The sequence below is a fragment of the Nostoc sp. C96 genome (assembly GCF_059384975.1).
This window is the reverse complement of sequence record NZ_CM182020.1, coordinates 3,783,033-3,805,869: the sequence shown is the minus strand read 5'-3', so window position 1 is coordinate 3,805,869 and position 22,837 is coordinate 3,783,033. Positions and strand designations below refer to the sequence as shown.

Here is a 22,837-nt window from a genome sequence, read left to right as displayed (position 1 = left end):
TTTCTCCCCCAGCCAGCAGAAGTCAGACTTGATGTCATTTAAATTCTCATAATACCTGCTTTAATATATAAAATACATCTAATCAATGGGAAAACCGTATTTAAATTAACTCTACTTTATCACTACCATGAGAGAATAATAATCAAAAAAAAGCCGAAACTATTACATAGAGAATCATCCAGCCGTATCAACAGTTCAATTTTTAGACAAATATTGCCAGTGATATATAGCGGTAGTCAGATACGTTAGGACAACTTGAAAGCGTGAATGCCGGGAATAGTAAGACTTTTCCTCCTGCCTTCTGCTATAGAAAGCTGTTTTCAGATGGCGCGGAGTTTCGAGGCTTTCAAGTACTTGCATATATGACAATACAGTTCAGATCCGCTGATTTTTTCTTTTCCTGTTCCCTTATCTCCACACAAGAACTTTCTTAACTGAACCGTATGGACATCTAGAATGCGTATCTGAATTACTACAGGAAACATTACCAAAAATAGCGATTCAGGATTGCATCATTTTTTAACTACATTACCTGGGGAAATAAAAAAATTAACTCTATATCTACATCCAGTTGAGAATTTTGCAAATGTTATCGACTAAATCTAAAGGCATAAATGGTTTGATGATGACTCCGGCTACTCCCAAGTTACGAAATTCTGCTTGTTCGCTAATGTGGAATTTTGCTGTTAGTAAAACAGTAGGAATATGGCTAGTTGCGATATTATCTTGGAGTTTTTGAAATGTGGTCAGTCCATCCATTTCTGGCATCACCAAATCTAGTATAATCGCATCTGGTTGCTTAGATACAGCAATTTCTATGCCTGCGCTACCCGAAGATGCTGTGATTACATCCCAATTTGCGGCTGACTCTAGAGAGATTTGCACAATTTCCAGCACGCTATCTTCATCATCAATAACTAGAATTCGTTTTGTCATTTTTAGTTTATCTTGATTATATAAATAAAGTTCTGTACCAGAATAATTAGTACTTTTTTGAAGAACGAGAGTTATTTTGGCAAGAAAGTAATTATTGACCAATGAAAAACTTGAGATTCAGAAACTTACCGTAAAATAGATTGTTTAATTTTTGCCATATAATATAAGTGTTAAAACTTAGATTATATATTGTATATAACAGGTTAGTTGCTGGTTGGTAATAACTTGTAAAAAAATTAAAAAATGTAATTGAAAGCCCAGTACCTTGAATGAATATATATTCTGTTGATCTGAGTAATTAGCCATCAATTAATAAAAGTTAAAAGTTTAAATTCACCACAAATTGATTGTGAAAATTCTAATAGTAGAAGATGATACAAATATCATTGAAATACTGAGGGTAGCACTTTCAGAAAAATATTATTTGGTGGAGGTAGCTACTGATGGTAAAAGAGGTTTAGAACAGGCTTTAGCCACTGCCTACGATTTAATTGTGCTGGATGTGAGCCTGTCGATAATTGATGGTATAAGTATTTGCCAACAACTACGTAATCAAGGTTGTTGGATACCAATTTTATTACTAACAGGCAAAGATAATATTGCTAAAACAATTACTGGGTTAGATGCTGGAGCAGATGATTATGTACTTGAGCCATTTAATTTAGAGGAATTATTGGCAAGAATCCGGGCTTTGTTGCGTCGAGGTATGATTAGCACAACACCGATAATTCAATTTGGGGCTTTGCTTCTTGACCCTAGATGCGGTCAAATCAGTTATCAGGGAAAAATTCTGCCCCTGACTGCTAAGGAATATGCTCTGCTAGAACTGTTATTACGCAATAGTCGGCGCATATTCAGCCAAAGCTCCCTGCTAGATCATTTATGGTCTTTGAATGAAATTCCTTCAGAAAATACTGTGAGAGCGCACATTAAAAGTTTGCGTTCTAAACTGAGAAAGGTAGGAGCAAAGGCTGATTTGATTGAAACAGTTTATGGATTTGGTTATCGCCTCAATACCAAAGAGTTAGAAGTTGGTAATGTCCAGCCAAAAATTATGGGGACAGAAAAGCCGATACATAGCATAAAAGCTGATGAGGAAAGTGACGATCGCCTATTACCCACAACTGATTCTGCCACAGAACAGCGCATCAAGTCCCAACTTGCTGGAGTGTGGGAGCGTTATCAAGATAAATATAGCGATCGCCTGGCAATTATCCAGCAAGCTGTGAAATATTTACTAGAAAATAGGTTAACTGAAGATTTACGACAACAAGCACAACAACAAGCCCATACTTTAGCCGGTTCTTTAGGTACCTTTGGCTTTGATAATGCGACTTGCTTGTGTCAAAACATAGAAACAATTTTAAAATCAACCGAAACACTCGGTCAAACCCAAGCAGAACAAATACAAATGCTGCTGCTGGAGTTACAAAAAATATTAGAGCAAAATCCGACATTAATTCCGCCACAGTCAGATGTTCAAGCTACTTATCTCAACCAAGAATATCGCCTGTTAATCGTTGATGATGATCTGGAATTAGCGCAACAAGTAGCAGCAGAAGCAACTATTGCGGGAATTGAAACTGTAGTAGCTGAGAGTATCTCTGCAGCTAGGTTAGCGATCGCTCACTCTCGACCAGATGTCGTATTGTTAGATTTATGCTTTCCCCAATCTCCTGAAGATGGCTTTGCATTACTCGCAGAACTCACAGCCCTAAATCCTCCCATACCTGTATTAGTATTTACATCACAAGATAGTTTTACCGAACGGGTAAAGGTAGCAAGAATGGGCGGAAAAGGCTTTTTACAAAAGCCTGTTTTTCCATCAGAGATTATGGAAGCGATCGCTACTATTCTGCAACAATCCAATACATCATCAGCCAAATTGTTGATTGTAGATGATGACCCGCAAATACTCGATATTCTACATACAATTTTACAGCCTTGGGGATTTACCCTGACTCTGTTAGACGATCCGCAAAATTTTTGGGATACCTTAGAAGAATTTATTCCCGATATGCTGATTTTAGATTTGGAAATGCCTAACTTCAGTGGAATCGATTTGTGTCAAGTTGTCAGAAATGATCCGCATTGGAGCAATTTACCTATATTATTTTTATCAGCGCATAGAGACACTCAGATAGTGCAGAGAGTGTTTGCGGCTGGTGCTGATGATTATGTTACTAAACCCATTGTCGAAGCAGAATTACTGGCGCGTGTTCTTTGTCGTTTAGAACGCAGCCAAATTATCCGCAAATTTGCAGAGATTGACGCTTTAACGGGAATTACCAATCGACGGAAATCCGCCCAAGAACTAACTCGATTGTTGCATCTTGCAGAACGTCAAAATCAACCATTTTATTTTGCAGTTTTAGACTTAGACCGTTTTAAATATATTAATGACCAATATGGTCACGATGCAGGAGATCAAGTTTTAAGCCAATTGGGAAAACTCTTAAAGCAATCATTCCGCCAAGAAGATGTAGTGGCGCGTTGGGGTGGAGAAGAATTTGTCATTGGATTGTATGGTATTACCCAACAACAGGTAGTGAAACGACTTAATCATTTGTTAGACTCTCTGCGTTGCCTAGAATTTACCACTAGCAATCAAGAAAATTTTACTGTTACCATCAGTGCTGGAGTGGCAGAGTATCCCAAAGATGGCCATGATGTACAAACGCTGTATCGTGCTGCTGATGCTGCTTTGTACCAAGCTAAAGCCGCAGGGCGTGATCAGATATTTTTGTCGAAGATGAATTAAGGTTAAATTTCGGCGATCGCTATTTTTATTTTGTTGCTAGGTAATATCCAGTTCGGCAAATTACTAAGGTGGGGTATCATGCTGGCGTTTGAGGAGTCGGAGCCTTTGATGTTTGGGGGTCGAGTGGATGCAATACTTTTCGGATAAGGAATTTACTCGTGTTCGCGTAGCGTCTCCTTTAGGAGAAGGTAAGCAAGGGTGCAGGGGTGCAGGGGTGCAAGGGAGAATTGACAGTAACCTCTCCCTTCCCCTCTGCTCCTCCGCCCCCCTGCTGCCTCAACGAAGAGACATCTTAATCGAAAGGTATTGCGAGTGGATGGGGTGATATTAATCCACTTTCTATGTCTTTTGATATAAGTTTGTTTGATTTGTAGATATTAAAGTGAAAGATTAATTCTGATAGAAACTTATGACAACCGAGCAAGAACTTGTTTGAACGTGATTATTTCAGAAAAACTAACTCCTATCGCGATCGCACAGAAGTTACTCGACAAAATCGATTTAAGTAAGCTTTCAGCGTTTGAAGATGATATCGTACAGTGAAAGCAAAATCTCCACCACAATCAAAATCACTACATACCACTCTACTCGTTGGCTACTACTATGCTGCATAAACTCCAGTACCGTTTGTGCAGTTTGGGAAATTAGCTCTAGTTTGCGTTCCAAAGCATTGTGACGCTCACGGATTTCGTATTCATCCTCTAAGCGCAGATATAAATTTTCTAACTGTGGGGATTCCCAGAGCAACTCTGGCTTATCGATAATCTCGACACGACCCACTATCTTATGTTGAACTAACAACGTTGTTCCTAGTTGACGCAGCAATTCCCGACTCTGCCGCCGACTTCTGTTTTCACGCTGGAGACTGGCAGCAAACGGTTCAATTTGATCGAATACTGCCGCTAGGCTAGTTTCATAATGAGACAGCACAACACTTTTTGCGAGAACATCAGCCACTATTTGCAAGCGTTCTACACTCAATTCACGCAGAAAAATTTTTCCTTCCTTGACTCGTTCACTTTCCACAATGTTGAGATGAACTTCCACTTGTTCTGTCTCAGGTTGGCTAAAACAGTCATGAACTAGAGAAGATAGCTGGCTCAAAAAGGCTGTATTTGCTACAGGATCAAGGTTAAACAGAACAACTACACCATAGCCCAGCAGTACAGCACAACCACACTCACCTACTTTCACCATTATGGGCATAGTTGCCAAGCAATCATAATTTTCCAATTTCTGTAGATCAATCTTTTTGCCAAGAAATAGGGCTTGCGCTTTAAAGCTATCTGTATCACTAAAAAGGAATTTCTGCATTGTTGCCCTATGCTATGTTTGGCCTATTAACCTTTAGTGTTGGCGGCGCAATTGATCCGGTCTTGGTGGAGATTACCACAATCTCAGTTGATCAATCAACCTCTTCACTACTACCAATAAATGCGCTGGTATTGTGGTAATTACCTTGTCTCTAAGTTATGGCAAGAACAATGAGTCCTTAAAATTCCTTTAAGGTTTTCCGTATGTTTTTTTTAACCTATTGTCAGTAGTATAAAAATTCATATATTGCAACCCACCTTGTTACCTAATATCTGAGTGTACAGTTATTTTGTTAGGTTTTGTTAGAAACTCTACTCTTAATCAGAGTATCAAACTGTCAAATCAAATCAAAAGTTACCATGAACAAACAATCATTTAACTACAAATACTCAATTATTCTTTTATTAGGTGCTTTAATTGTTAGTAACGGATTTTTTGGGAAAGTATCGGCTCAAAATATTCCTACTTCAGATACTACTGATTCTGTTGCCGTCACTGTCACCAATCAAGAGTTTCCTCAATGGGGATATTACACGGTGCGAAGAGATTTACGCAGATGTGCTTCTCCAATATGCGGTGGATATTTCATCAAGCAAGTCAACTTGCAAGCTACTCCTTGCTTAGATGGTATTTTTCGTGAGGAATGCTATGTGTCTGCAATTGATTGGAGTTCTCTAAAAGTATCACCATTAGAACTGGTAAAAATTCAAAATGATGATGGTAGTCGTCTGCTTCTCAGAGGAAATATCATTCCAGTAACATTGCCCGGATTTGGTGAGTTTGGGAATTTGAGAGTAAAAGAAGCCTTTGTAGCTGCTACAAATACCCCAGCAAAAGGTACTTTTGTAGCACTAAAAGACAATGGTATTCGCTGTATCACTACTCCTTGTTTCTCCACAAATCAACTGATTTTGAATAAGCCGAAGATTTCTCAAGTCTCGTCAATCGATTTGAGTCAAACGGGTGCAACGCAAAAACAAATTGATGCAGCAACAAGCGAAATTTTTGGTAAAGGTTTGATTGCTGTAGGTAGAACGGAGGTAGTAGAAAACGTAGATCCCACAAGGAGAGGTACTCAGTTTGTGGGTACGCAACTGTATCTGAGAGTGAACCCAAAGTAAAGGAATGTTGGTTAGCTCAGGTAAATATAATTCCCAAAATAGACAAGCTATGCTGAGAGCGATCGCACTTTAACTGGTCGCGTATTTCAGAACTAAGTATTGATTGACATACAGCAGTCAATCAATACACAGACTAGTTTTCCTTTGCTGCTGTATCACCAGGGCCAGCCGTGACAATCACCACATTTTCTGGCTGAATTAAATCTTTGATCACCTGTTGAATTTGAGTCATATTTACAGCTTGAATGCGTCGCGGAAATTCACGGATTTCTGCGGGAGAAAGACCCAAAACAGCATTATTTAAAATGATGCTGGCAACTTCGCTGGGATTCGCTAATTCTACTGGGTAGCTGTTAGCAATGGAACGTTTAGCAGTATTTAATTCTGCTTCAGTAATACCTTGTTCGCGTAACTGCTTGAGTAAAGCGAGGGTACTAGCGATCGCTTTTTGAGCATCTGTAGGCGCAGTCTGCATTTCAATTAAGAAGGGGCCAGGATTAATACCAGCCGCAAAACCACTGTAGATACCATAAGTCAAACCGAGGCGATCGCGCACTTCTGTACCCAAACGGCTAGATAAAGTATCACCGCCTAAAATTTGATTCAACACCAAAGCTGCATAGAAACGGGGGTCTTTGCGAGAAATCCCGTTGTAGCCAATGTAAGTTACAGCCTCAGCTTTACCGGGAATCACTTTATTCAAGCGGGTGGAAGTTTTTGGGAGTGAGACTTTGGGTAAATTCAACGCAGGTGGTTTACCTTCAGCTTGCCATTTTGCAAACGCTTGATTCAACAAATCTTTTACCTTCATCGGGTCAAAATCACCCACTAAAGCCAGTGTCGTTGTATCTGGACGGTAATGTTGACGATAAAAACTCAACAAATCATCACGAGTAATAGCCTTTAAACTCGTATCTGTGGAAAAACTGTGAAAAGGATGATTTTCTGGGTAAATTGCTTGTTGGAATACGCGCCTTGCTAAAGTACTGGGGTCATCTAACTGTACTTGCAAACTTGTTAACGCCCGTTGACGACTCAGTTCTAATTGGTCAGCCGGAAAATTAGCATTCTGCAACACATCTGCCAAAGTTTGAATTAAGATGGGCAAGTTTGCCGAAAGTCCTTCACCGCCAATGCTCACACCTTCGCGGCTGGCGCTAAACTCTAAACTGGCTCCCCTATCTTCTAAAGTTTGAGCTAAAGCCAAAGCATTTTTCGTTTGGGTTCCATTCATTAAGTTTTCTGCGGTGAGAATGGCGAGTCCAGCTTTTTGATTACCATCAAACTCAGTTCCCGCATCAATTTGACCACTAATGTTAATTGTGGGCAGACTGCGGTCAGGTAACAGTAAGACTCGCAAACCATTGGCTAAAGAAAACTGCTGTGGTAGAGGTTGTTGATTAGATACCGTAGATGAAGTAGCCGGAGGTAAATATTTCGCCAGTTCGGCTGGGTCTACAGGTTTACCAGGGCTAAAGTTTTCCACAGTCCGACCAGAACCACTACCAGAAGTTCCGGCTTGACCATCTGGTTGAGTTGGTTCAAAAAAGCCAATGGTTTGTTTAGCTGGAACAAGGTAAGTTTTTGCTACTCGTTGCACATCTTCTGGTGTAACTTTGGCGATCGCCGCTAAATAGCGTTCAATATATTTATAATCTCCCGCTACAGTTTGGTTATACCCCAACTGACTAGCTTGGCTGCTGATATCTTGATTACCTAAGACAAACGAAGCTTGCAGTAAAGTCTTCGCTCGGTTTAACTCTTCTGCACTCACTCCTTTTTGTTGTAATTCTGATAGCGATGTTTGCAGAACTTGGGCAATTTGCTCTAGCTTTTGACCAGGGGCGGCTGTCGCATCAATTTCATACCAACCCGGTTCAATTAATTCCGCCGCACTCGCACTCACAGAACTAGCCAGACCAGATTCTACCAAAGCTTGATAAAGTCTAGAACTGCGTCCCCCTGTGAGAATTGCATCCATCACATCAATTGCAGATACATCAGGATGCTTGATGTCTGGCAAAGGATACACAACATGCAACAAAGCCGCACTTCCCGGTTCTTTTAAAACTATGGGAGTAGAAGATTTAGAAGTTTGACCCTTGACCCTTGACCCTTGACCATTGACTCTTGATTCTTGATTCTTCGTCAACTTGCCAAAACTTTCTTTCACCGCCTTGAGTACAGGTTCTGTGGCAAAATCCCCTGTAATTACCAAAGTCGCATTGTCAGGACTGTAGTAAGTTTGGTAATAATTCCGCACCTGTTCGACAGTGAATTTTTCCACATCGGCTTTTGTACCACCTACAGATAAACCATAAGCCCGATTGGGAAAAGCCGCCTGCATTACAGCCCGATTTAAACGGTAGCTTGGTGAATTTTCATACCCTTGCAACTCAGAAATTACCACACGCTTTTCACTGGTGAGTTGCTCAGTGCCAATCAAAGCATTTTTCATCCGGTCTGCTTCTAAAATTAGCAGTGCTTGGAGTTTATCTCGCTGCACTGTGCCAAAATAAGCTGTTTCGTCGTAACTAGTAAAAGCATTAAACTGACTACCTAAAGCACTAAACAAACGGCCAAACTGCACTGGACGTTCTTTCGTACCTTTGAACATCAAATGTTCTAGTTGGTGAGAAATACCACTTTCCCCTTTACCTTCGTTGCGTGAACCAACTTTGTACCATACTTGCACACTCACAACCGGAGCAGTATGGACTTCTTTAGTTAACACCGTTAAACCGTTGTCTAATACCGTTTTTTTAACTCCTTGGGTAAAAGATAGTCCGGAGACAGGCGCAACGGCGACTGGTGTCACCGCATTGATCACGTTACCCGAAAAAGGTATAAAACTCAGAAGAAAACTAAGTAAAAATGCTAAAAACATCTTTGAGCGTCGCTGCATAAGCAAATCAAAATGCGAATTTGTAATTCATAACGGCGATTCTAGCGAATCATTGGGTCAGTTGCTTTAAACCTCGATTCTCCATCTACTCCCACAGAGGAGAGATGGTGGCAAAATTAGGCGATCGCTTATTATACTTACAACCAACGTTGTTGTTTAGCAAAGGCAATACTGCTCAAAACAATTAGTAATATCACGCTAATTACAACTGGATATGCCCAAGCTTGCTCTAACTCTGGCATATATTTAAAGTTCATTCCATAAAAACCAGTAATGAAGGTGATGGGTAAAAATACAGTAGAAAGAATTGTTAACCGATTAATGCGTTCACTGGTTTTGCTGGCAATGTTATCCCGTTGAATTTCCATTAATTCTGACATCCAAGCTCGTAAAGCTTGGTATTCTTGCCAGAGATGATCAATTTGATAAACTAACTCTTGATTGAATAATGTTTTAACTGGCAGAGTAATCCATTGAAAATCTTCATAATTCATCATTGCTAGAAGTGACTTAAGATTTTGAAAATTCCGCCGCCCAGAGCGAGTAGATTGCCTCATGGCGGCAATTTTATGATAGGTTGTTTCATCACCAGAATTGGCTAGAACTTCATCTTCTAAATCATCAAGCTGTCTAGAAATATAATCAAATACACTATGATAATTATTTAAAATATCTTTAAAAATCAAATATAAAATATAATCAACTCCCCAGCTTTGAATATCTATGTTTTGTTTTTGGATGTTATTGAGTAATATAGTTAAAACTTTGATTTCTGTAATTTCAAAAGTAATAATAAAGTTGCGACCTAATACAATACTCCCTCGCGCTACCTGAAACTCTCGATTTTTGAGTTGATGAGTGAGGATTTCATAGCCATCAAATAGACAATCTTCCATATCTTCATCAATTCCTGTGAGGGAATGGTTAAAAATCATGTCGATGCGAGATGGATCAAGTTGAAAGTGGTTAATAATTTTAGCGGTTCCGGTGCGATCGCGAAAATGAATACAGCGTAACCAGATATTCTGAGAACCATCAATCTTTTTGAGTATCGGCTCAACATCTTTACTAGAGAATAACTCTAGGTGATTCTGAGAAAATGTCAACAGAGTTAGCATATAGCGTTCCTAATTCAGTTGTGATCATTACTCACAAAGCAATTCTATTTCTCCTAGCGGCAACAGAATTTTGCTTTTAAGCTAATCGTCATTTAAGTTGCACCATATTCATGGTAATAAAAGCTGCAAACCCTCTCCCCTGCTCCCTGCTCCCTGCTCCCTGCCCCCCTGCGGCCTCAATGTGCAATCTTATTTGCTTAACAGCTTAAGTGAGCATCACAACGACTCATGTTTTCCATAAATATCATGAATTCGTGGATGGCGCATGGCAGATATTTAACAATTGAATTAAATTGAAATCTATCACTGACTAGGCGAGGTTCCCTCATCAAAGGGACGGACAATAGCAGGTTCAGGCGTGACTTCTGGTTGAAAAATGGCTTGCAATGCTTGTTCTAGGGTTTGCGCCATGACGATGCGGTTTTCGTAAGCTACAACTACCCGCACTAAGGTTGGTAAACTATTCTGGGTGGCTTCTAAATATATTGGCTCGACGTATAGTAATGATTCTTCGATGGGAATGACTAACAAATTTCCTTGAATTGCTCTTGAGCCTTGACGATTCCATAAAGAAATTTGCTGAGAAATTACTGGATCTTGGTTAATGCGTGCTTCAATTTGTTCTGTTCCGTAAACTAGACGCTGTTTAGGAAAGATATATAACAATAACTTACCGTAGTTATCGCCATCCGATCGCGCTGCTAACCAAGCAACTAAATTTGTCCGCTGTCTGGGAGTGTAAGGTAACAGTAAGATAAATTCTTCAAAAGGAACAGTAGGCAGGTTGGTAATTAAATAATACGCCTCGACTGGACGCGCTTTATCACCATAAATTTCGTTGGGAATTTGCCACTGGTCTTCGCGGTTGTAAAATACTTGGGGGTCGGTCATGTGATAAGTTATCAACCGTTCCGCTTGAATTTGAAAAAAGTCGGCAGGATAGCGGATATGATTACGGATGGTAGCTGGCATGGCGCTAAGAGGTTTAAACATCTTGGGAAAGATGTTTGCCCAAGTTCTAATTATGGGATCGCTGAAGTCAGCAATGTAAAAATTAACAGTACCGTTGTAGGCATCAATGACTACTTTAACGGAGTTGCGGATATAGTTAATGCCTTCATTATTCGGGTCAGAATAAGGATAGCGATCGCTAGTTGTATAGGCATCTACTATCCAATATAAATAATTTTTTACACCAGGAAACCCGTAACCAATACTAGGATCAGCTGCGACTAAGTAAGGGTCACTATCAAATTTGAGAAAAGGTGCGATCGCCCGAATTCGTTGATTGATATTCCTCCGAAATAATACTTTTGTCTCTGGCAAAAAGTCGCGAGTGAAGAGCATTTGCCAATCTTTTAAATACATAGCAAATAAACCGCGTCGCCATGCACTACCAATCGAAATGCCACCTATACCATCATAAATGTTGTAAGCGTTATCACTTCCACTAGGATAATCTAATTCTCTAACTCTAGTGCCAGTCATGACATAGGTGTTAGTAATTTCACCGTAATAAATTCGGGGTAGACCAATAGGAATGCTATCTCGAATAGCGTCATTAGAAGTTGTGAGAGCGCCATTAGCCGTACCAGCAATATCTTTGACAAAATATTCGGGTAGTCCCCCCGGTGCGACTGTATTCACTGGACTCAGAGTAAATCCATAGCCATGTGTATAAATTAAATGTTGGTTTACCCATGTCTGCGCTTGTTGGGGTACAGCACCATAGTCTAATTCCCGCGCTGCAATTAAGACTTGTCGCCGTTCAATTAATTCAGTTGGTGTTTCCGGCGCAGTTGGTTGCTGTAGAATTGCTTCTGTTGCTAGGGTATATCGATCAATATCAGCACCGAAAAAACGATAGTAAGGACGAATTTGTTGCAGTTGGCGGTTCGTTTCTAAAAGTGGACGCTGATCCCAAAGGCGAATGTTGCGAATTGTTAAGTCATTGGCGCGGATATCCGCTTCAGTTAAGGTTCCTTGGGGGTTGAAGGTTCTCGCGTCAATTGCTTCTAAGTCAAATGCTTGGCGAGTTAAGGCAATAGTCCGTTTAATATATGGTTCTTCTCGCTGCAATTCATTTGGCTGAACAACGAGATACTGTACCACTGTTGGTAAAACCACCCCAGCAGCCACAGCCACCACCAAATAAACCCCCAAACCGTAAAATACCCAGTGACGATAGGGAGATTTTCGTCGCCAAACAACTGTGCGCCCCAACAGGTAAAATGCGATCGCCACTGCTAAAACACACAACACTGTGTAAGCTGGTAACTGTGTTTGCACATCGGTGTAGCTGGCTCCGTAACTCACACCTTGTTGAGAATAAACTAGTTCGTAACGACTCAGCCAATAACTCAAGGCGACAACTAGCATTAACAAGCCACCCATCCCAGACAAATGACGCTGCTGTGGCGATGAAAACCCAGGAAAAATCCCCTGACTTAAACTGTCTGCGGAAAGAAGATAAATTAGGCTAACGGCGATGAAACCATATAAAAATAACCCCATTAACCAAAGTTCCATCAATTCCCCAACAGGTAGGGAAAAGATATAAAAGCTGATATCTCGATTAAATAAAGGCTCGGAGTAGTTAAAAGCAGTAGGATGAAAATATTGCAGAACTTTTGCCCAGTTGTGGTAAATTATCCAACCAAACAAAACACTAAATGCACCAGCGATCGCCGTTAATAACCAGCGAGGATAAATTACAATAGCGATCGCAACTCCCACAACTAAGCCAACATACACAACTTGAGTAGTAATTTGCCTACCCAAAGCCCAAATTGTCTCTAGTCGGAACAGGGAAATTACAGGTAAACTAGTTTGGTTCACAGAAGACTGCCAATAAGCAAAGGCAATTTGACTGTAGTGCGTCAGCATTAACCCAACTAACAAGCTGAATATTGCAACTATTGGTAGTAACCAGCGTAATTTAATTGGCAATATACCTGTGTAAGTTATCTGACTGTTATCATATTTTGCATACTGCGGACTGAGGAGGTTTTTTAGTTCTGCACTCAGTCCAGCTTCCTCACGCTTGACTTGGGCAATTTTTAAAGATGAGGGATATTTTAGTCGCTGTGCTAACTCTAAATTTCCCCATAAGTAGATAGCACTAATGCCTGCAACAAATAATACTAAACTAAACTTAGTTACTACCCTTAACAAGAATACTTGGAGATAGCCAACTTCTTGAAACCAAAAAATTTCTGCTCCTAGACGGGAGGCTACATTCAAAAACAGCCACAGCCCTAGGAGTATTATGAACAGTCTCAAGCACCATTTCCAAAGCATTTTGTGGCAGCCAATCTATTGCTCAAGGAAAGTATGTCATAAGTCGTAACTATATTTCTATAATCTGAGAATGTGGAAATTTGAGCATCTCTCTGAGATGAGAAATACTCAAACTCTGTGAACTCTGCGCGACGGACACTTTGCTCAAGTCGGCGGAGCCGCCCACGCAAGTGTCCTCCTCGGTGGTTTTTTATTTCACGCAGAGGCGCAAAGGCGCAGAGAGGAGGGGGAGTTGTTTACAATCCGGCGACAACTTGCTGTACTCGTTCTACACTGGGATTATCTTGTTTTTGCGAGTAGAGTTTCATTGCTTGTTCAAAGGCGAGTTTAGCTTCTGGTTTCTTTTTCAAAGCTAATAAAGCATTACCTTTATTTTCATAAGCTGCGGCATAATTGGGATCTCGTTGAATAATGCGATCGCAATCTTTGATAGCATCCTCATATTTTTTGCGATTAAACCGGGCTAAACTGCGTTGATAATAAGCTTCGATATAGTTTTCATCAATCTCAATGGCGCGGTCAAAATCTTTAGTTGCATCTTTATGCTGGCTAATAGCTGAACGAGCGAGGCCGCGATTTAAATATGCCCAAGCCCAACCACTAGAATTATCAATAGCTTTATCATAATCTTGAATAGCACTTTGATAATCTTGCAGTGCAAAACGCGCTAAACCTCGGTTATTGTAGGCTTCAGCAAATTTAGCATTGATTCTAATAGCTTGGGAAGCTTCGGTAATGACCGTGGCATAATCTTTTTGAATGCGGCGAATTGTGGCGCGTCCGTTATAAGCTTCTGCATTGTTAGAGTCGAAGCGAATTGCTTGGTCAAAATCAGTTAATGCACTTTGATAATCATTCTGCTCGATGCGAGTTAGCCCACGATTGCTGTATGCTTTGGCATAGCTAGGGTCAATTTCAATAGCTTTGTTATAGTCAGCGATCGCAGCTTGATAGTTTTTTAATTTACTCTGAGCAAAACCGCGACTGGTATAAGTTTGAGCATCTCTAGGATTTAATTCTATAGCTTTGTTGTAATAGGCGATCGCATTTTGATATCTTCTTTTACTACTGAGTGTATTTCCCCAACGGCTGTAATCTCCAGCATCAGCACGAATATTGTTAGGTAGGCTATCAACATCAAGATTAGCACCCCTTAAATCTGCATTATCTAAGTTGGCGCTATTTAATTTACTACCAATCAAATCTGCACCTTGCAAATTCGCATTGTAGAGGTTAGCATTTTGCAAATCAGTATTGTTCAGTCGGGCATTACTCAAGTCAGCATTTTGTAAGTTCGCATAACTGAGATTGGCATTTTTCAGTTCTACACCCCTCAAGTTATAACCATTCAAATTCACTCGACTCAGGTTAACCCCATTCAACGACACCCCACGGAAGTTAAAATTTCTCAAATCTGCATTACTTAAATCAACACCATTGAGATTTACTCCCTGGAGGTTGACATTATCAAATCGCACACCCCGCATGTTAGCATCAGTCAGATTTGCACCATTTAAATTAGCGCCACTTAAATCCGCATTCGTTAAATCAGCACGACTTAAATTAGCATTTCGCAAATCTGCGCCACTTAAATTAGTGCTACTCAAGTCTGCATCACTTAAGTTTGCACTTACCAAGTCAGCCCGAAAGGCGTTAGCACGAGACAGTTTCGCCTTACTTAAATTAGTATTACGCAAATTAGCGCCACTCAAGTCAGCATTGCTTAAATTTGCACCACCCAAATTTGAGTCAGATAAATCAGACCGCAACAAGTTTTTCCAGCTAAAATCTGCCCCACTTAAGTCACATTTCGGACATTTATTTGTATCTATTAGCTGTTTAAGATGTTCTGGTTTGCTTGCATAAACCGGAAGTGTCATTAACAGTGGAGTCAAAATAGTCAGAGTTATCAAAAACTGCTTTAGATTTTTTGCTTTAGTAGTCTCAGTAAATTTTCTTAGCATCCGTCACTAATCCTCAAGCTGCTTCTAATTTTTACAAGCTCAAAACCTAGTATTACGGATAAACTCAGCGCTATCTTTGTTCCTGAGTACCACTTTGCGCTACTCTGCGCTTACCCTTGCGCCCTTTGCGTTTCAATTTCCACCCTCAGATGACAAAATGTAAAAACCCTGCTCAATATTGAACAGGGATATGTAAATTTTCTTTATTAAAATTCTCAGCATCCAACCTAGAACATATTCATAATCGTAATCACACTTACACTGGTTAATATAACCAAAACGCCCATGAATACAGATACACCTAGTTGGTTGGGTTTAGAAGTGTTCATTTGTGTAAATTTCCTTAATTATTATGCTTTGTTTAAGAATAACAATCCCCGTATAAATATCTAAGAAAGTCAGGTAAAACTTAAAATAGCGCAAAGCTTCTTAGTAAAGACTGCTGTAAGTGCTTACATATCAGTAGGAAAAATCGCTGAAACTGTCCAAGCTAGTTTTTATGGTTGTAAAATTACTGTTGACAGCGATCGCAAATAACACTCAACAGTTAACAAAAAACTATGTTGTGTCATTAATTTTCATTTTTAACCATTAACGATTAATTTTTATGATTAAAATCCTCCACCTTTCAGATATCCACATGGGAAGTGGTTTTTCCCACGGTCGAATTAACCCGACGACTGGGTTAAACACGCGTTTGGAGGATTTTGTTAATACCTTATCGCTGTGTATTGATCGCGCATTAACTGATCCTGTAGATTTAGTCATATTTGGTGGGGATGCTTTTCCTGATGCGACACCGCCGCCTTATGTCCAAGAAGCCTTCGCCTGTCAGTTTCGCCGCCTTGTGGATGCTAATATCCCCACAGTCTTATTAGTCGGAAATCATGACCAACATTCCCAAGGTTTGGGAGGCGCAAGTTTAAATATTTACCGGACTTTGGGTGTACCGGGGTTTATGGTAGGTGATACGTTGAAAACTCATCATATCCAAACCCGCAACGGGAAAGTCCAAGTAATCACTCTACCTTGGTTAACTCGTTCTACATTAATGACACGCCAAGAAACGGAAGGTGTGTCATTAGCGGAAGTCAACCAATTATTAACAGATAGGTTACAAGTCGTTATTGAAGGGGAAATTCGCCGCCTTGACCCCGATGCGCCGACTATATTATTAGCTCACTTAATGGCGGATAATGCAACTTTAGGCGCAGAACGTTTACTGGCGGTGGGTAAGGGTTTTACTTTGCCGTTATCGTTATTGACGCGACCTTGTTTTGATTATGTGGCGTTAGGACATGTTCACAAACACCAGAATTTAAATAAACATAACAACCCACCAGTAATTTATCCCGGAAGTATTGAAAGGGTAGATTTTAGCGAAGAAAAAGAAGATAAAGGCTATGTGATGGTTGAACTGGAGAAGGGAAATACTACTTGGGAATTTTGTCCTTTACCAGTTCGCAGTTTTCGCACCATTGAAGTAGATATATCCAAAGCCGAAGATCCCCAGGGCGCAATTTTGAAAGCGATCGCCAAATATGATATTCAAGATGCAGTAGTGCGATTAATTTATAAATTGCGTTCCGAACAGTTAGATGTAATTGAAAATGCTGTCTTACATACTGCCTTAAAATCCGCCCACACCTACACCATTCAACCAGAACTACTCAGTCAGTTAGCGCGTCCCCGCGTTCCCGAATTGAGTGCGAGTAGTAGTATTGACCCAATGGAAGCATTGAAAACCTACTTAAATAATCGTGAAGACCTTAAAGAAATTGCTGCAACTATGCTAGAAGCTGCGGAAAAGTTGCTATCTGATGATGTAGAAATTTGGTTAGAAGGTGCTGCTGATTGATTATTTCCAAATCATAGGAGCGATCGCCGCGATAATCAACAGAAAAACAATTTCTAAAACATAGCTGACATACACAGTGCTATTGAGCAAACCATCCCAAAGATAACCTTTACGTTTAGGCTGGGGACTGCGTTTTAAAGAATGACTCCAACTGGTGTAAATACCGGGACTGTTGAAACCACAGGTATTCTTTAAAATCAACTCAATTTCAGCGACGCGGGGATAAAAACCGCGCTGAAAGTGCTTCCATTGACTTTCGAGAATCCAGAAAAATATCGGGATAGAACAACCGATAATAGCGATCGCACTAGCTTTTGATTGTTGCTGTAACATCAAAGCTAAAACACCCCCAGTCCCGGTAATTCCCAGCGCCTTAATTACCCAAATCTGCTTATTGTAATCTTCAATAGTGTTTTGCAGAAAAAAGTATTCTTGTTTGAGCAAGTCTAATTCAAAATCACTCAAAGGTTGGGGCTGAGATTCAGATGGTGATGGGTTAGACATGGGTATTAGCAGAGTTTACTGAGATGAAATTAGCATAATTTGTAATTCGTGTACCAACAAAAAGATCCCCGACGAGTGTTTGATACTCGCCCACGAGAATAAAAGACTCATCCACGAGTGTTTGATACTCACTCACGAGAATAAAAAACTCACCGACGAGTGTTTAATACTCACTCACGAGACTAAAAGACTCATCCACGAGTGTTTGATACTCACTCACGAGATAAAAAGACTCGCCCATGAGTGTTTGATACTCACCCACGAGACTAAAAGACTCATCCACGAGTGTTTGATACTCACTCACGAGATAAAAAGACTCGCCCACGAGTGTTTGATACTCGCTCAGGAGAATTGCAACCTGAATAATCAAGTTACAATTTAAATCAGTAAATTAAACGATTTTGTAAAATTAAGTAGAGGACTGACACAGCTAAATTAGTGCAATAGTAGATATTTTATCCACGCTCATCGGCGTTTATCGGCGTTTATCGGCGGTTAATTCCACCCAAATCTATTGCAACATTTTAGTCCGGTCACGCTAGTAGGGTGTGTTACGGCAATCTCAGGATTTGAGGGTTAAAGAGTAATCAGAGCTTCCAGTTTGGGGATGCTAGATTAACTTTGGGGAATCCCGAAACTTTGTTACAAATTTGGGCAAGAGTAAACGATGGTGCGTGTTAGCTATGGTAATGATGTCAAAGCGCGGGTAAAGAAACTTTTAGAAAGGTTTTTGGCTTATGCCAATGACGAGTTAGAAGACGGTGAACTTTATAAAATTGCCCTCAATTGGGAAACACCGCAGCAAGTCATAGTTAGAACACAGCTAAGAGTTCTGGCGGAACTTAGCGGTTTAACTAAAGAAGAAGTCAGGGAAGCATTAAAACGACTGGAAGATTATGTAAACATTCTCGAAGATTTGCGCGAACATAAACGAGGCTCGGAAGACTGGCACTTTCGGCTAGAACTTTGGTATGGCAAAAGCAACAAACACGGGAATTTGCAAAAATTTGATGCCGAATGGCAACGCCGACGAGAAGAATTACCAGGCGTGCAGCTTGCAGAAGGTAGAAAAACTCAACTAGATATCTCGCAATCCCAAAATACCCGATCTTCTCTAATGCACATTCTCCACCTTTCAGACCTGCACTTCGGCACACCTGACCAAGCAAAACAGTGGTCTAATCAACTAGCAAGCGACTTGCAAAACGAACTCAATATTCCTCACCTGGATGCCCTCATCCTCTCCGGCGACATCGCCAACAAATCAAGCCCCGACGAATACGAAGCCGCCCAACAATTCCTTAACGAACTCCGCCACGAATTTAACCTGAAACCAGAGCAAATTATCATCGTCCCCGGTAATCATGACCTCAACTGGTCACTAGCAAAAAAAGCTTACCAATTAATTGACCGCGACGACTACGAGGGACAACTAAAACCAGGTGAATATATAGAAGAAAGTGCCAGTGTTATTCGTGTACGAGACGAAGAGAAATATAAACAACGCTTTGAACACTTCTGCAACTTCTACCAAACCATCAAAACCAAACCCTATCCCCTAGACCATGACCAACAATACACCCTCGACCATTTCCCCAATCAAAACTTACTCATTCTAGGTTTAAACTCCGCTTGGCACTTAGATCATCATTACAAATCCCGTGCCAGCATTAACATGAATGCACTCAGCAACGCCCTCACAGCAATTCGCCGCAATCAAGATTATAAAAACTGCCGCAAAATTGCCGTCTGGCATCATCCCCTCGATAGCGCCTGGGAAGACCGCATCAAAGACCAAAGCTTCATGGAACAGTTAGCCGTCGCAGGTTTCCGCATCTTCCTCCACGGACACGTCCACAAAGCCGAAACTAACCTCTACCGTTACGATATGAGTGCAAATGGTCGCAAACTTGACCGCATCTGTGCAGGAACTTTCGGCGCACCCACCCAAGAACTTAACCCCGGTTATCCTTGGCAATACAACCTGCTAAAAATTGCCGAAAACAACCTCACTGTCTACACTCGTCGCCGCGAAGAACTTAACGGTGCATGGAAACCCGATGCACGCTGGCTAATGGGTGCAGGGCAAAATCCCTTACCTTATTATGAGATTTCGCTATAAGTAGCCATTATGAACTGCGTACACCAGGACACATAAAAATGAGTATTATATATCTACATTGATATTCGTCAAAAAGGACTAAATTAAACCTAACTTGAGATGACCGGGTTTCGACACTTCTCCTGCCGGAGAAAGCAGTCGAAATGCGTCTTCTAAATAATTGTGTCCACCTACTTAAAACCAAAATTCAGATCCCTCCGCCTACGGCGACCCCCTTAAAAATGAGGCAAAGGAAAGTTATTAGCCCTCATTTTTAAGGGGTTTGGGAAATCTTAACCAACAACAAAATTCACCAATTTACCAGGTACGACAATTACCTTTTTAATCTCCTTACCTTCCAGGTGACGTTGCACAACTTCTGATTCACGGGCATATTTTTCTAACTCGGCTTTATCTGCTTGCGCCGGAACTTGAATATCAGCACGCTTTTTGCCGTTAATTTGAATTACCAAAGTAATTTCATCAGCGATTAAAGCAGCTGCATCAAACACTGGCCAAGTTTGGGTATGGACTGAATTTTTATTACCCAATAAATGCCACAATTCATCAGCAATGTGTGGCGCAAAAGGAGCCAGTAACGCCACTAAACTTTGAATTCCTTCGGCATAAATTGGCGAATTTTTACAGTCGCTATCAGTTAAAGAATTACTCAACTTCATCAATTCCGAAATAGCGGTATTGAATTGATATTCATCTTCTAAATCTTCGGTGACTGATTTAATGGCTGTGTGAATTGCTCGGCGTAATTCCTTTTCTGGTTTACTTAAATCAGCCAGTTGTGCTTGCTTACGTGATACCCCAGCGGCCGCATAATCTGTTACCAAACGCCACACGCGATTTAAAAAGCGGAATTGTCCTTCCACATCGGCTTCATCCCATTCCAAATCTTTTTCTGGTGGCGCTTTGAATAAAATGAACATCCGCGCTGTGTCTATACCATATTTAGAAATCACATCTTCCGGTGCGACACCATTACCCTTAGATTTGGACATAGTAGCGTACAGACGTTGTAATGGTTCTCCGGTTTGGGGGTCGCGGGGGTCAGCGGAGTTAACCAAATGGGAGGGAACCCATTTATCTTTCCCGCCCTTGTTGGGATTCATATAAGTTAAACCCTGCACCATCCCTTGAGTTAACAACCGCGCAAAAGGTTCATCAAAATTCAACAAGCCGCGATCGCGCAATACTTTAGTAAAGAACCGTGAATATAATAAGTGCAGAATCGCGTGTTCAATACCGCCAACATACTGGTCTATGGGCATCCAGTCGTTAGTTTTGCTGAGGTCAAACACCTGCTGTTCATTCTTTGCATCAGTAAACCGCAAGAAATACCACGAAGAATCAATGAAAGTATCCATCGTGTCGGTTTCCCGCTTGGCTGGCGTACCGCAAGTTGGACAAGGTACATTTACCCAGCTTTCTAACTGTGTCAACGGTGAACCACCACGTCCTGTAAATTCCACTTCTTCGGGTAACTGTACTGGCAAATCTTGGTCTGGGACTGGCACAATTCCGCAGTTTGGACAGTGAATTACTGGGATGGGTGCGCCCCAATAACGTTGCCTAGAAATTAACCAATCTCGCAAGCGGTATTGGATGCGTTCTTTGCCAAAACCTTGTTCTTGGGCATATTTGACTATTGCAGCTTTCGCTTCAACTGAATTCATCCCCGTAAACTGCCCAGAATTAATTAAAATTCCTGGTTCAGTATATGCTTCGTTATATTCAATTTGGATGAGTTGAGTCACTTCCTCAGTTTCGGATGTGGGCGTTAAATCAAAACCTGCCACATCTTCTGGTGCAGCAATCACAACATCAATCGGCAAATCATAAGTCTTGGCAAACTTAAAGTCCCGTACATCATGGGCTGGTACACCCATCACCGCCCCAGTACCGTATTCATACAATACATAATCAGCAATTAAGATTTGCACTTCTTCCCCAGTGAAGGGGTTAATGGCTTTACCACCCGTAGGAACACCCCGCTTTGGTTTGTCTTCGGCGGTGCGTTCCAATTCACTTTGATGGGAAACTTCGGTAATAAAAGCGTTTACCGCTGCTTGCTGGTCTTTAGTGGTGACGCGCTTGGTGAGGGGATGTTCTGGGGCTAAAACTACATAGCTAACACCAAAAACGGTATCAGGGCGAGTGGTGTACACGCCGATTTTTTCATCCATCCCCATAATCGGAAATTCTAAATACGCACCGACAGATTTACCAATCCAGTTTGCCTGCATTAACTTGACACGTTCCGGCCAACCTGTCAATTTATCCAAGTCGTTGAGCAATTCTTCGGCGTAGTCGGTAATTTTGAAAAACCATTGGCGCAATAATTTGCGCTCGACTTTCGCACCACTGCGCCAAGAACGGCCTTCGCTATCAACTTGTTCGTTGGCTAATACGGTTTGGTCGATAGGATCCCAGTTCACCGCCGCTTCTCTTTGGTAAGCTAACCCGGCTTGTAAAAACTGCAAGAAAATCCATTGAGTCCACTTGTAATAATCTGGTGAACAGGTAGCCACTTCGCTTTCCCAGTCGATAGATAAACCCAAACGCTGCAATTGCTGACGCATTTGAGCAATATTTTGATAAGTCCACTTAGCGGGGGGAACTCCACGGTCGATGGCTGCGTTTTCTGCGGGTAAGCCAAAAGCATCCCAACCCATCGGGTGCAAGACTCGATAACCTTGCATTCGCTTGAGACGAGCAATCACATCTGTAATTGTGTAATTACGGACGTGACCCATGTGTAAGCTACCCGATGGATAGGGAAACATGGATAAAGCATAGAATTTCGGCTTGTTGTTGTTTGTCGGGGTATGATCTAAACCAAGTTCCGCCCAGCTTTTTTGCCATTTTTCTTCAATGGCGGCAGGAGAATATTTATTGAACGCAATATCATTACTTTTAGCCTTTAAATTCTCAGTCATGCTC

At 41.0% G+C, this 22,837-nt stretch carries 12 protein-coding genes; 4 read left to right on the top strand and 8 right to left on the bottom strand.

Going from position 1 to position 22,837, the window contains the following annotated elements; translation table 11 throughout:
• Positions 1-561: 561 nt before the first annotated feature.
• Complete coding sequence (locus AC504W_RS16175; protein ID WP_494873312.1) at positions 562-936, bottom strand: response regulator; 375 nt, start codon at positions 934-936, stop codon at positions 562-564.
• Between the two features lie 349 nt (positions 937-1,285).
• Between AC504W_RS16175 and AC504W_RS16170 the strand changes: the two genes are divergently transcribed.
• Entirely contained in the window at positions 1,286-3,697 is a 2,412-nt protein-coding gene (locus AC504W_RS16170; RefSeq protein ID WP_494873311.1) for a response regulator, read from the top strand.
• Positions 3,698-4,210: 513 nt separating this feature from the next.
• On the opposite strand, the gene AC504W_RS16165 is transcribed toward AC504W_RS16170, so the two are convergent.
• A complete protein-coding gene (locus AC504W_RS16165) occupies positions 4,211-5,011 on the bottom strand; it encodes an RMD1 family protein (protein ID WP_494873309.1) in 801 nt (266 codons plus the stop codon).
• Between the two features lie 359 nt (positions 5,012-5,370).
• Between AC504W_RS16165 and AC504W_RS16160 the strand changes: the two genes are divergently transcribed.
• A complete protein-coding gene (locus tag AC504W_RS16160) occupies positions 5,371-6,132 on the top strand; it encodes a DUF6748 domain-containing protein (protein WP_494873308.1) in 762 nt (253 codons plus the stop codon).
• A gap of 133 nt (positions 6,133-6,265) precedes the next feature.
• Here the strand turns inward: AC504W_RS16160 and AC504W_RS16155 are convergent, their stop codons facing one another.
• From AC504W_RS16155 to AC504W_RS16140, 4 genes are all read right to left on the bottom strand, one after another.
• Positions 6,266-9,037: a M16 family metallopeptidase gene (locus AC504W_RS16155; protein ID WP_494873307.1), complete on the bottom strand. Its 2,772-nt coding sequence runs from the start codon at positions 9,035-9,037 to the stop codon at positions 6,266-6,268.
• Between the two features lie 137 nt (positions 9,038-9,174).
• On the bottom strand, positions 9,175-10,155 hold the full coding sequence (locus AC504W_RS16150; RefSeq protein WP_103124801.1) for a magnesium transporter CorA family protein: 981 nt from the start codon (positions 10,153-10,155) through the stop codon (positions 9,175-9,177).
• 303 nt (positions 10,156-10,458) lie between these two features.
• Positions 10,459-13,455: a UPF0182 family protein gene (locus tag AC504W_RS16145; protein ID WP_494873306.1), complete on the bottom strand. Its 2,997-nt coding sequence runs from the start codon at positions 13,453-13,455 to the stop codon at positions 10,459-10,461.
• A 236-nt stretch (positions 13,456-13,691) separates the two neighbouring features.
• A complete protein-coding gene (locus tag AC504W_RS16140) occupies positions 13,692-15,419 on the bottom strand; it encodes a pentapeptide repeat-containing protein (protein ID WP_494879340.1) in 1,728 nt (575 codons plus the stop codon).
• A gap of 607 nt (positions 15,420-16,026) precedes the next feature.
• On the opposite strand from AC504W_RS16140, the gene sbcD reads away from it, so the two are divergent.
• The gene (gene sbcD / locus AC504W_RS16135) at positions 16,027-17,277 is read left to right on the top strand and encodes an exonuclease subunit SbcD (protein ID WP_494873304.1); all 1,251 of its coding nucleotides are present in this window, start codon (positions 16,027-16,029) and stop codon (positions 17,275-17,277) included.
• Here the strand turns inward: sbcD and AC504W_RS16130 are convergent, their stop codons facing one another.
• Positions 17,278-17,781: a hypothetical protein gene (locus AC504W_RS16130; protein ID WP_494873303.1), complete on the bottom strand. Its 504-nt coding sequence runs from the start codon at positions 17,779-17,781 to the stop codon at positions 17,278-17,280.
• A gap of 667 nt (positions 17,782-18,448) precedes the next feature.
• Here AC504W_RS16130 and AC504W_RS16125 point away from each other — a divergent pair.
• The gene (locus AC504W_RS16125; protein WP_494873302.1) at positions 18,449-19,903 is read left to right on the top strand and encodes a metallophosphoesterase; all 1,455 of its coding nucleotides are present in this window, start codon (positions 18,449-18,451) and stop codon (positions 19,901-19,903) included.
• A 272-nt stretch (positions 19,904-20,175) separates the two neighbouring features.
• On the opposite strand, the gene leuS is transcribed toward AC504W_RS16125, so the two are convergent.
• Entirely contained in the window at positions 20,176-22,833 is a 2,658-nt protein-coding gene (gene leuS, locus AC504W_RS16120) for a leucine--tRNA ligase (protein WP_494873301.1), read from the bottom strand.
• Between the last annotated feature and the right edge of the window lie 4 nt (positions 22,834-22,837).